Origin of the sequence: Pseudoduganella chitinolytica, assembly GCF_029028125.1 — a bacterium.
Taxonomy (GTDB): Bacteria; Pseudomonadota; Gammaproteobacteria; order Burkholderiales; family Burkholderiaceae_D; genus Rugamonas; species Rugamonas chitinolytica.
In genome coordinates, this window is sequence record NZ_CP119083.1 from 297899 (window position 1) to 311577 (window position 13679).

At 64.1% G+C, this 13679-nt stretch carries 11 protein-coding genes; 5 read left to right on the top strand and 6 right to left on the bottom strand.

Annotated elements, in window-relative coordinates; translation table 11 throughout:
- Window positions 1-45: 45 nt before the first annotated feature.
- The 3 genes from PX653_RS01330 (at window position 46) to PX653_RS01340 (ending at window position 3426) form a co-directional block, all read left to right on the top strand.
- Window positions 46-1506, top strand: a complete 1461-nt coding sequence (locus PX653_RS01330; protein ID WP_277416162.1) for a catalase — start codon at window positions 46-48, stop codon at window positions 1504-1506.
- 329 nt (window positions 1507-1835) lie between these two features.
- Window positions 1836-2960 (top strand): M14 family metallopeptidase, encoded by a 1125-nt coding sequence (locus tag PX653_RS01335; protein WP_277416163.1) that lies wholly within the window; start codon window positions 1836-1838, stop codon window positions 2958-2960.
- Between the two features lies 1 nt (window position 2961).
- A complete protein-coding gene (locus tag PX653_RS01340; protein ID WP_277416164.1) occupies window positions 2962-3426 on the top strand; it encodes a CYTH domain-containing protein in 465 nt (154 codons plus the stop codon).
- Between the two features lie 54 nt (window positions 3427-3480).
- Here PX653_RS01340 and PX653_RS01345 read toward each other — a convergent pair whose 3' ends face one another.
- Window positions 3481-4809 carry an IS4 family transposase gene (locus PX653_RS01345; RefSeq protein ID WP_277416165.1) on the bottom strand — a complete coding sequence of 443 codons (1329 nt, stop codon included), beginning with the start codon at window positions 4807-4809 and terminating at the stop codon, window positions 3481-3483.
- 243 nt (window positions 4810-5052) lie between these two features.
- On the opposite strand from PX653_RS01345, the gene PX653_RS01350 reads away from it, so the two are divergent.
- On the top strand, window positions 5053-5589 hold the full coding sequence (locus PX653_RS01350) for a hypothetical protein (RefSeq protein ID WP_277416166.1): 537 nt from the start codon (window positions 5053-5055) through the stop codon (window positions 5587-5589).
- 237 nt (window positions 5590-5826) lie between these two features.
- A complete protein-coding gene (locus PX653_RS01355) occupies window positions 5827-6285 on the top strand; it encodes a hypothetical protein (RefSeq protein ID WP_277416167.1) in 459 nt (152 codons plus the stop codon).
- A gap of 165 nt (window positions 6286-6450) precedes the next feature.
- Here the strand turns inward: PX653_RS01355 and PX653_RS01360 are convergent, their stop codons facing one another.
- The 5 genes from PX653_RS01360 to PX653_RS01380 form a co-directional block, all read right to left on the bottom strand.
- The gene (locus tag PX653_RS01360; RefSeq protein ID WP_277416168.1) at window positions 6451-7716 is read right to left on the bottom strand and encodes a DUF2863 family protein; all 1266 of its coding nucleotides are present in this window, start codon (window positions 7714-7716) and stop codon (window positions 6451-6453) included.
- Between the two features lie 366 nt (window positions 7717-8082).
- A complete protein-coding gene (gene acnA / locus PX653_RS01365; protein WP_277416169.1) occupies window positions 8083-10791 on the bottom strand; it encodes an aconitate hydratase AcnA in 2709 nt (902 codons plus the stop codon).
- A 111-nt stretch (window positions 10792-10902) separates the two neighbouring features.
- The gene (locus tag PX653_RS01370) at window positions 10903-11475 is read right to left on the bottom strand and encodes a hypothetical protein (protein WP_277416170.1); all 573 of its coding nucleotides are present in this window, start codon (window positions 11473-11475) and stop codon (window positions 10903-10905) included.
- Window positions 11475-12476, bottom strand: a complete 1002-nt coding sequence (locus PX653_RS01375; RefSeq protein WP_277416171.1) for an HpcH/HpaI aldolase/citrate lyase family protein — start codon at window positions 12474-12476, stop codon at window positions 11475-11477. Before PX653_RS01375 ends, PX653_RS01370 begins: the two co-directional genes overlap by 1 nt.
- Before the next feature lie 104 nt (window positions 12477-12580).
- Complete coding sequence (locus PX653_RS01380) at window positions 12581-13570, bottom strand: malate dehydrogenase (protein ID WP_277416172.1); 990 nt, start codon at window positions 13568-13570, stop codon at window positions 12581-12583.
- Between the last annotated feature and the right edge of the window lie 109 nt (window positions 13571-13679).

The following is a 13679-nucleotide window of genomic DNA, read 5'->3' on the forward strand; positions in this document are numbered from 1 at the left end:
GAACGTAGAATTGCTTCACGTTCACATCACAGAGGAGCAAGCCCCATGAGCCAGCAGATCACGACCGCGTCCGGCATCCCAGTCGCCGACAACCAGAATTCCACCAGCGCCGGCTCCCGCGGGCCGCTCCTGTTGCAGGACTTCCACCTCATCGAGAAGCTGCAGCATTTCAATCGCGAGCGCATTCCGGAGCGCGTCGTCCACGCCAAGGGGTCGGGCGCCTATGGCAAGTTCACCGTCACGCACGACATCCGCCGCTACACCAAGGCGAAGCTGTTCTCCGCCATCGGCAAGGAGACGGAAACGTTCCTGCGCTTCTCCACCGTGGGGGGCGAGAAGGGCAGCGCCGACACGGAACGCGACCCGCGCGGTTTCGCGGTGCGCTTCTACACGGAAGAGGGCAACTGGGACCTGGTGGGCAACAACACGCCCGTGTTCTTCATCAAGGACGGCATCAAGTTCCCCGACTTCATCCACACCCAGAAGCGCCTGGCGCAATCGAACCTGAAGTCGCCGACGGCCATGTTCGACTTCTGGAGCCGCGCGCCCGAATCGCTGCACCAGGTGACGACGCTGTTCTCCAGCCGCGGCACGCCGGACGGCTACCGCCACATGGACGGCTTCGGCAGTCATACGTTCAGCCTGATCAACGATGCGGGCGAGCGCGTCTACGTCAAATGGCACTTCAAGACGCAGCAGGGCATCAAGAACCTGACGGCGGCCGACGCGGTCCGCCTGGCCGGCGAAGACCCGGACTACGCCCAGCGCGACCTGTTCGACGCCATCGCCCGCGGCGATTTCCCACGCTGGACGGTGTACGTGCAGGCCGCCACGGAAGGCGAACTGGCGGCCTGGGAGCAGCGCACCGGCTGGAACCCGTTCGACCTGACCAAGGTGTGGCCGCACGGCGACTTCCCGCTGCAGCAGGTGGGCGTGCTGGAACTGAACCGCAACCCGCTCAACTACCATGCGGAAGTGGAGCAGGCGGCGCTGTCGCCGGCCAACGTCGTGCCGGGCATGGGCTACTCGCCGGACAAGATGCTGCAGGCGCGCCTGTTCGCCTACCACGATGCCCAGCTGTACCGGGTCGGCACGAACCACCAGCACCTGCCGGTGAATGCGCCGCGCTGCCCGTTCCACAACCAGCAGCGTGACGGCGCGATGGCGCTGGCCAACGGCGGCGCCGACCAGAACTACGCGACCGTCGAGGCAAACGGCACCAACCCGCAAGGGCTGGGCCATGGCGAACCCGCGCTGAACCTGAACGGCCCGGCCGCCCGCTACGACGGCCGCGGTGTCGAGGACGACTACACGCAGGCCGGCAACCTGTTCCGGCTGCTGCCGGCGGACGAGAAGCAGGCGCTGTTCGCCAACCTGGCCGGCCCGCTGTCGCAAGTGCCGGACGAGATCGTGCTGCGCCAGCTGGGCCACTTCGACAAGGCCGACCCGGCCTACGGCGCCGGCGTGCGCGCCGCGCTGAAGGCCCGCGGTCGCAATGTTGACTGACGGCAAGACGGACTCCCAATTGGGGACAGCCTCCAATTAAGTCCGGCTCTCGAATTGGGGACAGCCTCCGAATTGCAATTGGAGGCTGTCCCCAATTTTGCAATTTTGCGCGGCGCCGACGTGCGCGCCGCGCTGAAGGCCTGCGGTTGCAACGTCGACTGACGGCAAGACGTGCTCCCAATTGGGGACAGCCTCCAATTAAAGTCCGGCTCTCCAATTGGGGACAGCCTCCGAATTGCAATTTTGGAAATCGGAGGCTGTCCCCAATTTTGCGTTATCGTCATAAACCGGGGACAATAGCGCATTGTGTTTTGAAGGAACCCAGAACAATGACGATCAAGATCAGCCAGAACTTCGACTCCGGCGCCATCGAGGTGGTGAACGCGAGCGATGCCGCCAACATCGAACTGAAGCTGCGCAGCGACTCGCATGCCGACATCCACCAGTGGTTCCACTTCCGCGTGCAGGGCGCGCGGGGGCAGGCGCTGGCGCTGCGTTTCACCAATGCGGGCCAGGCCACCTATGCCAAGGGCTTCGAGGACTACAACGCCGTGGCCAGCTACGATGGCGAAAACTGGTTCCGCGTGCCGACGTCGTTCGACGGCCAGGTCATGACGATCCGCCACACGCCCGACCTGGACAGCGTCTACTACGCCTACTTCGAGCCGTACTCGTGGGAACGTCACCTGCGCCTGCTGGGCGAGGTGGCCGAGAACCCGATCGCGCGCGTGTCGGACCTGGGGTCCAGCGTCGACGGCCGCGACATGAACCTCGTCACCATCGGCGATCCGCAGGCAGAGAAGAAGATCTGGTTCATCGCCCGCCAGCACCCGGGCGAATCGATGGCGGAATGGTTCGTCGAAGGCCTGATCGATGCACTGCTGGACGACGCCAACCCGATCGCCCGCAAGCTGCTGCAGCGCTGCGTCTTCCACATCGTGCCGAACATGAATCCGGACGGCTCCGTGCGCGGCAACCTGCGCACGAATGCGGCCGGTGCCAACCTCAATCGCGAATGGATGACGCCAAGCGTGGAGCGCTCGCCCGAAGTGCTGTGCGTGAAGGAGAAGATCCACGCGACCGGTGTCGACATGTTCTTCGACATCCACGGCGACGAGGCGCTGCCGTACAACTTCGTGGCCGGCAACGAGATGCTGGAAAAGTTCACGCCCGAGCAGGCGGCGGCGCAAAAGGCCTTCATCGAGCGCTACAAGAACGCCAGCCCGGACTTCCAGGACAAGGTCGGTTACCCGATCAGCAAGTACAAGGAAGACATGCTGACGCTGGCGTCGAAATACGTGGGACACCACTTCGGCTGCCTGGCGCTGACCCTGGAGATGCCGTTCAAGGACAACGCCGACCTGCCGGCGCCGCAAGTGGGCTGGAACGGTGCCCGCAGCGCCGCCCTGGGCGCGGCGATCCTGCAGCCGATCCTGCTGTCGCTGGACGACTGACATGGGCGTCGAGATCGAGCACAAGTTCCTCGTCGAGGGCGAGGACTGGAAGGCCCAGGGCGAGCCGGTCCTGATCCGCCAGGGCTACCTGTCGTCGCACCCGGAGCGCGTGGTGCGGGTGCGCATCTATGGCGACGAGGCGTTCATGACGATCAAGTCGAAGGCCGTCGGCATCGCCCGCGGCGAATGGGAATACCCGCTGCCGCTGGCGGACGCGCAGGAGTTCCTCGATCGCCTGTGCGAGCAGCCGATCATCGAGAAGTACCGGCGGCGCATCGAGCATGCCGGCTTCACGTGGGAAGTGGACGAGTTCCTGGGCGTGAACGCAGGGCTTGTCGTCGCGGAGATCGAAGTGCCGTCGGAAGACCAGGCGTTCGACAAGCCGGACTGGGTGGCCGCGGAAGTCACGGACGATCCGCGCTACCTCAATTCGAACCTGATCGCCCGGCCGTTTTCCAGCTGGTAGCTGGCTGCGCTGCGCTTGTGCAGGACAAAAGCCCCGCCCGCGCGGTAATGCCGTTCAGTTAAGGTCTTTTTTCAGGACGCGGACAGTGTAGCGATGAGGTAAGGCCTTCACGGCCCGGTCGATTTTTCGACCGGGCCGTTCTTCATTCAGTAGCATGAGCAGACGCTGGCGAAGGCGCTGCATCAAGGCGGGCAGCTTGCCATGTGAGCGGGTTACTGCTGCCCAATGCAGTTCGTATTGGATGACATGGAATGCACGGATAAAGCTGACTTCAGTCGGCTCACACTTCACCGCCAGTGCGGCCTTGGCGATCTCCAGCCGGATCAGGTTATAGGCAGTCAAGGTTCCCCAGATTTCCTGGTAGACGCCTTCGACGGTACGGCTGCGCAGCGTCAACGCCCTGCCCATCATCGTTTGCTTGAGTTCGCGATAGCTCGTTTCGATCTGCCAGCGCCGGGTATAACAAGTCGCAACGTCTTTGGCCGTGTAGCGCTTGGTGTCGCATAGTGAGGTCAGCAATACGTGTTTGCGTGCGCTCTGGTCGATGATCGTAATGGCGCGTGCGCGCCAAGTCTCAGGCAAGTCCGGGCACTTCTTGCGTGCCTGGGGCGATACGCGCATTTCGATCATCGCATCGTCGGCAGTACCGCCAACGACTTCCCATTTCGTATTGGACTTGGCTGGAATGATGAAGTGCCTGTTCGTTCCTCCGACGGTCAGGCCGCACAGAATCTCGGCTGACAGAAAACCTTTGTCGAAGACGGTAAGCGAATCATCCGGAATCGATGCGAGCAGCTCCTTGGCGTACAGCATCTCGTTGATGCCGTAAGGGCCAAACTTGGCATCGCGTATCAGGTGGGTCGGCACGGCAGTCAAGGTCACACCACGCACTTGCGGATAGCTGGCGATCCGGCCACTGGCATACGACTGCTCGCCGAAATGGTCGCGCTGTTCCGGCGTATCCGCCGTCTTCAATGTCGTGCCGTCCATCGCATACAGACTTAATCCCTTGAACAGGTACTGCTTGCGATCCTGCTCCGACCATGCCTTTGCTGAGATCTCGAATAATGCCCGCAGTGGTTCGGCGCCAACACGCTGCCGTGCCTGCGCTACCGCGCTTTTGCTTACGAAAGGCGCCTGCACGTCCGGCAACGCAAGGTCCAGGTCGTCAACCACTTCACTGATAGACTGATGACGGTACAGCGCCAAGGCGACGACGAGCCACTCTACCTGCTCGGTCGGCAGCCGGCGCCGTCGAATGCTCGCTTTGCCAGTGTGTACAACCGCTTGCTCGATCCACTCGGAAGGCAAGTGCCGTCCCAGGCGGGCCCAGTCCGGGTCTTCCTGGGCTTGTACGAGGAAATGGAGCGCGTCATCAAGCATGGTGACGCAGGTTAACAGCCTCAGCTACTGTTTACAACACCAAAAAGAAAAATGCCGCTCAGTCTTAACTGAACGGCATTACCGCCCGCGCGGGGCTTTTTTTCAAGGGCAACGGATTGTAGGTGCTGTCCCACTGCAAGGGACTACGCGCGCTGATGTAGCAGGTCGGGGGGCGCCAGTAAGCTTCATCTCCGCGGTCTGACGGCCGCCCAGTCTCCACCATCCACCTTCAGGAGTTTTGACATGCGTAAAACGATGATCGCAGCAGCAGTCCTTGCAACCGTTTCCACGTTCGCACTGGCCCAGAGCACCGGTGGCAGCACCGGCAGCACCGGCAGCACGTCGGCCACGGCGACCCAGGACACGACCGGCAGCGCCAGCGGCCCCGGCTCGTCCGGCGGCAAGCAGTCCAGCAAGAAGCAGTCTGGCAGCAAGTCGAAACAGGCGGGCAGCTCGGGCAGCACGTCCGGCGCTTCCGGTACCAGTGGCACCACGAATATGTCCAGCTCCGGCGCCTCGGACAAGGCCGGGACCACCGGCGGTGACGCGTCCGGCACCAGCGGGGCCGCCGCTCGCGCCACGGGCACCACGAATATGTCCAGCTCGGGCGCTTCCGACAAGGCGGGCACGACCGGCAGCAGCGCTTCCGGCGCCGCGGGAACGTCCGGTTCGGGCGCCGCCGGCACCACTGGCACGACCAATATGTCCAACTCGGGCGCTTCCGACAAGGCCGGGACGACGAGCACTACCTCCTCCGGCAACACCGGCTCCAAGCGCTGATCCCGCAGCGATGACGGCACTACTGTCATCGCTGCTGTCCTGCCGCCATGCCCCCCGTCCCGTTACTTCAGCCGCATATATGTATTCTCTTCAGCAATTGCCGTAGGACACGTCCCACTTTGGGAAGCTCAGTACGCCTATGCAATATGATGCCCGCAGTGATTAATCTGTAACCAAGCGAGAGAAAATACCGCCGATAAGAACAGAACCAATGCAGGTCGACAAAAGGAGATGATCATGCGCGTTTCACCATTCACGGCGGCTTCCGCCACGGCAGCATTCCTGATCACCATCATTGCCGGCGCCGGCCAGGCGCAGACAGCGATGGACGCGCTGAAGAACAAGCCCGGCAGTGTCGGCCTGCAGCCGACCCAGGCCAACAGTTCCTCGTCGGGCAGCATGTCCACCCAGGACAAGAAGGCGCGCAAGGAAGCGGACCGGAAAGACAGCCCACGTTCCCTGAACGTCACGGGCAACGCCGACAGCAGGAACGGCGGCGCCAGCGGGGATACGGGCGCGGCCGGCGAGACGGGCAGCTCGAAACCGTCGCACTCGGCGCTCGGCGGCACTGCGCAGCGCGCCGGCAACGACAGCAATTCGCAAGCGGACACATCGGGGCAAGGCTCGGCCAGGGCCAACAGCCGCAACTCGAACAACAGCAACGGCACGCAGGGCCGCAGCAATATGACGCACTGAGTGACGCACTGAGCGGCATTTTCACCCAAAGTCGGAACCCCGGGGTCGGACCCGGCGGGTCCGACCCCAGCTCTCTGCTGCTGGGTTAAAAAATGGTGACTGTCACCGTTTTCCGCCAAGGGCCACGCAGCCAAAAAAAACCTCGCCGCGGCGAGGTTTTTCATGTCAGTGGAAGTGCTCCGTCCCGGCCGGCGCATCCTCCGGCATCTCGGCATGGACCAGTTCGCCGGAAGGATCGGCGAACAGCGGCGCACCGCAGTCGTCGCAGTACTCGGCCACGTAGCGTTCGCCCAGCTTTTTGATGACGGACACGCCGGCGGCGTTCAGGTGCTCGACGATTTCCTCGACCGGCGTGCGCGGCTGCAGCAGGTTGGCCAGGCCGCCCGCCAGCGGGCCTTCCGGCGGCGTGCCTTCCTCGTCTTCCTGGCCGTACAGCGGCCAGACCACGCCATAGATCACGTCGCTGTCGGAACGGCGCGTGAAGGCGACGCGGTATTCGTCGATCTGGCCCTCGGCCGCTTCCTCGCCGAAGCCGGCGATGACGGCACGCAGCTCGGCCGGTTCGCAGGCCAGCGTGTGCGTCAGGTAGTGCACGGCCGCGCGGATCGAGACGGGGCGGATCAGCTTGTCCGCTTCGCGGCAGGCCATGTAGTAGGCTTCCGGCAGCAGCAGCTCGATGCCGCAGCCCGGCAGCAGGCGCGCCACCGTCGGCTGGGCCTGCGTGCGCCACGCTTCCAGCGCATTGCGGCGCTCGTCGGCCTGGTGCAGGTGCGCGCCGGTCATCTGCCAGCGGAACAGTGCTTCGCCATGGGGCGCGACGATGGCGGCGATCAGGTAGCGCGTGTCGGCCAGGAAGGGCGCCGTTTCCGGCGGCTTCACGTCCGTCTTGACGGCCACGCCCTTGATGGCGGCCTGCGCCAGCTTGTTCATCTTGGCGTACGTTTCCGCGTGCGTGCGCGGCAGCTGGTCGATCGAATACAGGTTCGACGCCATGGCCATCTTCGTGCCATCGGCCAGCAGGTGCGCGGAGAAGTGGGCGGACAGCGTGTTCAGCACGTCGGCCGGGATCGGGCCGGACGCGATCGAGTAGCGCGTCCACGCCAGGATCGGTGCCGCGACGAGCAGCACGTCATACTGGCTGGTCGTGCCGTCGTGCTCGAAGCTGATCGTGGCGGACTCGCTCACGGCCTCGACGCTGTCCATCAGCACGTCATAGGCGCCGAGGTCGATGGAAAACAGGCTGTTGAGGGCGGCGTCGACGGTGTCCTGGTGCCCCGTCTTCAGCAGCTTGTGCAGCTGGGTATCGAGCGCACGTTCCCAGCTGCGCTCCTCGAGGCGGCTGGCGGCCTGGCCGACGGCCTGGGCAAGAGTGGAAAGGCGCTGGCTGTCGGCGGACAATTTGGTGGATGAATCTTTGGATGGGCGACGCATAGCGCTTAAGAATCTCTGTCAGTGTAAAAATCTTATCAAGCGTATTGTAGTTGATTCGCGGAGCTGCCGTGGGCATCGCTTGGGATCTGTCCCGGAACGAAATTTCCACCCAAGACCGGAAACCGGGGTCAGACCCGACGGGTCTGACCCCGGCCTCTGCTTTTGGGTGCAGAACTGCCTGTGGCGTGGCGAGAACGCAATGCCCGCATCATAACTTACTCAACCGGCAATGCCCGCGGCAAAAGAAAATGCCGGGCGAACCCGGCATTTCTTGTTTGCTGCTGTGTGCTGGAGGAACTGGCCGCTCCGCCAAACTTCGGGGACAGTCCCCATGCGGGGACAGTCCCCAGCCTCAGCCGCTAGTGGTCAAGCGGCCAGCAGCTGGCGCAGCACGAACGGCAGGATGCCGCCATGCTTGTAGTAGTCCACTTCGATCGGCGTGTCGATGCGCAGCAGGACCTTGACGTCCTGGCGGCTGCCGTCTTCGCGCTTGATCACCAGGGTGACGATCTGCTGTGGCTTGATCTCGCCTTCCAGGCCCACCAGGTCGTACGTTTCCTTGCCGGTGATGCCCAGCGATTCGACGCTGTCGTTGCCGATGAACTGCAGCGGCAGCACGCCCATGCCGACCAGGTTGGAGCGGTGGATACGTTCGAACGAACGCACCAGCACGGCTTTCACGCCCAGCAGTTGCGTACCTTTCGCCGCCCAGTCGCGCGACGAGCCGGTGCCGTACTCTTCGCCGCCGAACACGATGGTCGGGGTGCCTTCGGCCACGTACTTCATGGCCGCGTCGTAGATCGACATCTGTTCGCCGGACGGCTGGTGGATCGTGATGCCGCCTTCGACCGCCGAACCGTCAGGCTTGGCCGGGATCATCTTGTTCTTGATCCGGACGTTGGCGAACGTACCGCGCATCATGATCTCGTGGTTGCCGCGACGCGAGCCGTACGAGTTGAAGTCGGCCTTCAGCACGCCGTTGTCCTTCAGCCATTTGCCCGCTGGACCGTCTTCCTTGATGGAGCCGGCAGGGGAGATGTGGTCGGTCGTGATCGAGTCGCCGAACACGCCCAGTGCGCGCGCGTTGCTGATGCCGGTGGCGGCGGCCTTCGGCGTCATCTCGAAGCCGTCGAAGAACGGCGGCTCGGCGATGTAGGTCGAGTCAGGCCAGTTGTAGACCTGGCCTTCGGTCGACGACACGGCTTCCCACAGCTTGCCCGGGTTGCCCTTGACCTGCGCGTAGTTCTCCTTGAAGACCTTGGAGTTCATCGCGAACTTCATCAGCTTGTTGATCTCTTCCGAGGTCGGCCAGATGTCGCCCAGGTAGACGTCGCGGCCGTTGGTGCCCTTGCCGACCGGTTCGGTCATCAGGTCGCGCGTGACGTTGCCGGCGATGGCGTAGGCCACGACCAGCGGTGGCGAAGCCAGGAAGTTCGAGCGGATGTTCGGGTGGATCCGCGCTTCGAAGTTACGGTTACCGGACAGCACGGCCGCGGCCACGATGTCGTTGGTCTGGATCGCCGCGTTCAGTTCCGGCGTCAGGTCGCCCGCGTTGCCGATGCAGGTCGTGCAGCCGTAGGCGGTCACGCCGAAGCCCAGCTTTTCCAGGTAAGGCAACAGGCCGGCGGCGGTCAGGTATTCCGTCACGACGCGCGAGCCGGGGGCCAGCGACGTCTTGATGTGCGGCGCCACAGTCAGGCCGGCTTCGACAGCCTTCTTGGCCAAGAGGCCGGCGGCCAGCAGCACGCTCGGGTTGGACGTGTTGGTGCACGACGTGATGGCGGCGATCAGCACGTCGCCGTTCTTGACCTGCACGCCGTTGCTCGTTTCGTACGTCGTGTTCAGGTCCATCGGGTTCTTGTTGAAGCCGTTGGCCGTGGTCGGCTTCGAGAACAGGTCGGTAAACGTCGACTTGACGTTGCCGATCTCGATACGGTCCTGCGGACGCTTCGGGCCCGCCAGCGACGGCGTCACCGTGGCCAGGTCCAGGTGCAGTTCACGGGTGAAGTCGATCTCGCCCGCTTTCGGGATGCCGTACATGCCCTGGGCCTTGAAGTAGGCCTGGAACGCGGCGATTTCTTCCTTGGTGCGGCCGGTGCCTTCGAAGTAGTCGATGGTCTTGTCGTCGACGGGGAAGAAGCCCATCGTGGCGCCGTATTCCGGGGCCATGTTGGCGATGGTGGCGCGGTCGGTCACGGTCAGCGACTCGGTGCCTTCGCCGAAGAACTCGACGAACTTGCCGACGACCTTCTCCTTACGCAGCATCTCGGTGATCGTCAGCACCAGGTCGGTCGCGGTGCAGCCTTCGCGCAGCTTGCCGGTCAGGTTGACGCCGATGACGTCGGGCGTCAGGAAGTACACGGGCTGGCCCAGCATGCCGGCTTCCGCCTCGATGCCGCCCACGCCCCAGCCCACCACGCCGATACCGTTGATCATCGTCGTGTGAGAGTCGGTGCCGACCAGCGAGTCAGGGTAGTACACGCCGCCGTTGTTGTGGACGCCGCGTGCCAGGTATTCCAGGTTGACCTGGTGGACGATGCCGAAGCCTGGCGGCACGACGCCGAACGTGTCGAAGGCCTGCATGCCCCACTTCATGAACTGGTAGCGCTCGTTGTTGCGCGAGAATTCCAGCTTCATGTTCAGGTCCAGCGCCTTCGGCTCGCGGAAGTGGTCGATCGTGACCGAGTGGTCGACGACCAGGTCGACCGGCACCAGCGGCTCGATCTTCTTCGGGTTGGCGCCCATCTTGTAGGCGACGTTGCGCATCGCGGCCAGGTCGGCCAGCAGCGGCACGCCGGTGAAGTCCTGCAGCACGACGCGGGCGACGACGAACGGGATCTCGTCGGTACGGTCGGCGGTGGCAGCCCAGTTGGCCACCTGCTTCACATGCTCCTCGGTGACTTTCTTGCCGTCGCAGTTACGCAGCACGGACTCCAGCACCACGCGGATCGACACCGGCAGGCGGGAGATTTTGGCGCCCAGGGCCTGTTCCAGCGCGGGCAGCGAGTACAGCTTGCCCTTTGTCTTGCCCGAAATCGGGAAATCCTTGAGCGTGTTGAATGTGTTGTGCGGCATGACCTCTCCTTCAGGTGGGTATCTTCGGCAAGCCGGCCCGTCGCCACGGTGGCCGCTTGCCGTCATATGGTGAAACGCGAAACTACGGTAGTGCTAATACTGTGTGGCCGTTCAGCCCTGCGGCGCGGCATGGCCGGCGGGGGCGGGCGCAGGCGCAGGCATGGTTGCGGACGCGGCCTGCGCCTCGGGCGCCGGTGCCGGCAGCGGCGCCGGCTTGTTCTGTTCGTCGTTGCGGCATTCGTTGGCCAGCTGGCGGTTCTGCTTCGAATCGAGCAGCATCGCCTTGGCGGGAATGCCGATCCAGATCAGGCCATACATCTTGTTCTCGAAGCGCTGCGCGCCCGTCGTCGTGGCCACGCGCGTCAGGCGGTGCAGGCGCTTCTTCCAGCGCAGCGCGATGTGGCCGTCGTCGGTGGCGTTCTGGTAGACCGTGACCTTGTTGCCCAGTTCGCAGTTGAAGTCGGTGACGGCGGTGCCGGCGATGTCGGGTTCGTCCGCTTCCGGATCGGCTTCCTTCGGCGCGGCGGCGGCCTTGGCGGCCTTGCTCTTCGATGCCTTGGCTTTCGGCGATTTCTTCTTGGCTTCCGCTTTCGCCTTGACGGGTTCGGCGGCGGTGGAGACGGCAGGAACGGCGGACGCCAGGGCCAGCGCGAGCGTGGCGGCGATCAGTTTGGACATGGACATTACTTGGTTTCCATTGCGGTTGGTTTCGGGTCCAGCAGTGCCGCCGCCGCTTCCGGCAGCGTCAGGCCCGCCAGGCGGGCGCGCTGCAGAACCGTCCAATAGTATCGGTAGCTGGCGCGGTCGTGCAAGCGGCCGTGCTGGTTGATCGGCCCCCATTGCACTTTCTGGGCTTCGACCAGGATCGCCGTCGCTTCGTTCACTTCCGACAGGCGCGGCGTGAAGGCCTTGACGATGGGCTTGATCTGGCTGGGGTGGATGCTCCACATGCGCGTGTAGCCGAATTCGGCGGCGGCGCGCTGGGCATCGGTCGCCACCACGGCCGAATCCTTGATCTCCGTCGTCACGTTGTGCGACGGCACCTTGCCGTAGGCGTGGCAGGCGGCCGCGATTTCCAGCTTGGCGCGCACCACCAGCGGGTGCACGAACTGGTTCGGCGTGCGCATCGCGTTGGCAGGAACGGCGCCGTAGTGGCTGGAGACGAAGTCCATGATGCCGAACGACAGGCACTCGACCTGGGGCAGGGCGGCGATGGCGAACACGCCGCGCAGCGCGCCGTGCGTTTCGATCAGCACGTGCACGGGCAGGTTCTGGCGGCCCGCCTTGTGCGCGTGCACGTTGACGGTTTCGATGGCGCGCATGACGTCCTGCACGCTGTCGGCCTTCGGCAGCACGATGTAGGCGACGTTGTGGGCGGCGCCGCCGACGATGATCTCGACATCGCGCGCGAAATGCGGGCTGGCCACGTCGTGCACGCGGGCGCCGATGCGCTTGTGGGTATTGCCGGCGTCGCTCAGCAGCTCGGCGACGAGGCGCGCATGCGCTTCCTCGTTGCCGGCCGCGGCGCCGTCCTCGCAGTCGAACGTGATGTCGAACACGGGACCAAGCTCTTGTTGCAGGGCCATCGATTTGCGCATCAGCTTTTCCGAACCTGCGTAGTGGTCGCAGGCTGGCAAGAGCAGCGGCTGGCGTTCGCCCTGGAATAAAACCTCGGATGGGTGCATCGTCTGGGTGTGGTGAATGCGTGGTGGTCTGGAGACGATAACGCCGCGCGGCCCGAGGGCAGCGCGGCGAACGTTATGGGATCATTCCCACAGCGAAGGAAAGCTTACGGCAGCAGGTGCTTGACGCCTTCGCGCTCTTCGGTCAGTTCCTTCAGCGTCAGGTTGATGCGCTCTTGCGAGAACGCGTCGATTTCCAGGCCCTGGACGATCTTGTACTCGCCGTTCTCGGTCGTGACCGGGAAGCCGAACATGATGCCTTCAGGGATGCCGTACGAACCGTCCGACGGCACGCCCATCGTGGTCCACTTGCCGTTGGTGCCCAGCACCCAGTCGCGCACGTGGTCGATGGCGGCGTTGGCGGCCGAAGCGGCCGACGACAGGCCGCGCGCTTCGATGATGGCGGCGCCGCGCTTGCCGACGGTCGGCAGGAACGTGTTGGCGTTCCATTCCTGGTCGTTGATCATGTCCTTGACGGACTGGCCGTCGACGGTGGCGAAGCGGTAGTCGGCATACATCGTCGGCGAGTGGTTGCCCCACACGGTCAGCTTCTCGATGTCCTTGACGGCCTTGCCGGTCTTGGCGGCCACTTGCGACAGCGCGCGGTTGTGGTCCAGGCGCAGCATCGCGGTGAAGTTCTTGGCCGGCAGCGACGGGGCCGATTTCATGGCGATGTAGGCATTGGTGTTGGCCGGGTTGCCGACCACCAGCACTTTCACGTTGCGCGAAGCGACGGCGTCCAGCGCCTTGCCCTGCACCGTGAAGATCTGCGCGTTCGCTTCCAGCAGGTCCTTGCGCTCCATGCCTGGGCCGCGCGGACGGGCGCCGACCAGCAGGGCCACGTCGGCATCCTTGAAGGCGGTCATCGGGTCGCCGTGCGCGGTCATGCCGGCCAGCAGCGGGAATGCGCAGTCGTCGATCTCCATCATGACGCCCTTGAGCGCTTTCTGCGCTTTTTCGTCAGGGATTTCAAGCAGTTGCAGGATGACCGGCTGGTCCTTGCCCAGCATGTCGCCGTTGGCGATGCGGAACAGCAGGGAATAGCCGATCTGGCCGGCGGCGCCGGTTACGGCAACACGCATTGGGGTTTTAGCCATGGTGAATCTCCAAAGTGGAATAAAAAACGAAGCCGACTTAACTGTGATGCTTACTGTCGCTATTCTGCGCTAACGCCGTGCCCGCTCATCCGCCAGGCCGGCGTCCCGT

Excerpts from the sequence above, each read along its gene's own strand:
- PX653_RS01335 (WP_277416163.1), top strand. The coding sequence starts at position 1,836 with ATGACGATCAAGATCAGCCAGAACTTCGACTCCGGCGCCATCGAGGTG.
- PX653_RS01370 (WP_277416170.1), bottom strand. The coding sequence starts at position 11,475 with ATGTCCATGTCCAAACTGATCGCCGCCACGCTCGCGCTGGCCCTGGCG.
- PX653_RS01350 (WP_277416166.1), top strand. The coding sequence starts at position 5,053 with ATGCGTAAAACGATGATCGCAGCAGCAGTCCTTGCAACCGTTTCCACG.
- PX653_RS01340 (WP_277416164.1), top strand. The coding sequence starts at position 2,962 with ATGGGCGTCGAGATCGAGCACAAGTTCCTCGTCGAGGGCGAGGACTGG.
- PX653_RS01375 (WP_277416171.1), bottom strand. The coding sequence starts at position 12,476 with ATGCACCCATCCGAGGTTTTATTCCAGGGCGAACGCCAGCCGCTGCTC.
- PX653_RS01345 (WP_277416165.1), bottom strand. The coding sequence starts at position 4,809 with ATGCTTGATGACGCGCTCCATTTCCTCGTACAAGCCCAGGAAGACCCG.
- PX653_RS01330 (WP_277416162.1), top strand. The coding sequence starts at position 46 with ATGAGCCAGCAGATCACGACCGCGTCCGGCATCCCAGTCGCCGACAAC.
- PX653_RS01380 (WP_277416172.1), bottom strand. The coding sequence starts at position 13,570 with ATGGCTAAAACCCCAATGCGTGTTGCCGTAACCGGCGCCGCCGGCCAG.
- PX653_RS01360 (WP_277416168.1), bottom strand. The coding sequence starts at position 7,716 with ATGCGTCGCCCATCCAAAGATTCATCCACCAAATTGTCCGCCGACAGC.
- acnA (WP_277416169.1), bottom strand. The coding sequence starts at position 10,791 with ATGCCGCACAACACATTCAACACGCTCAAGGATTTCCCGATTTCGGGC.
- PX653_RS01355 (WP_277416167.1), top strand. The coding sequence starts at position 5,827 with ATGCGCGTTTCACCATTCACGGCGGCTTCCGCCACGGCAGCATTCCTG.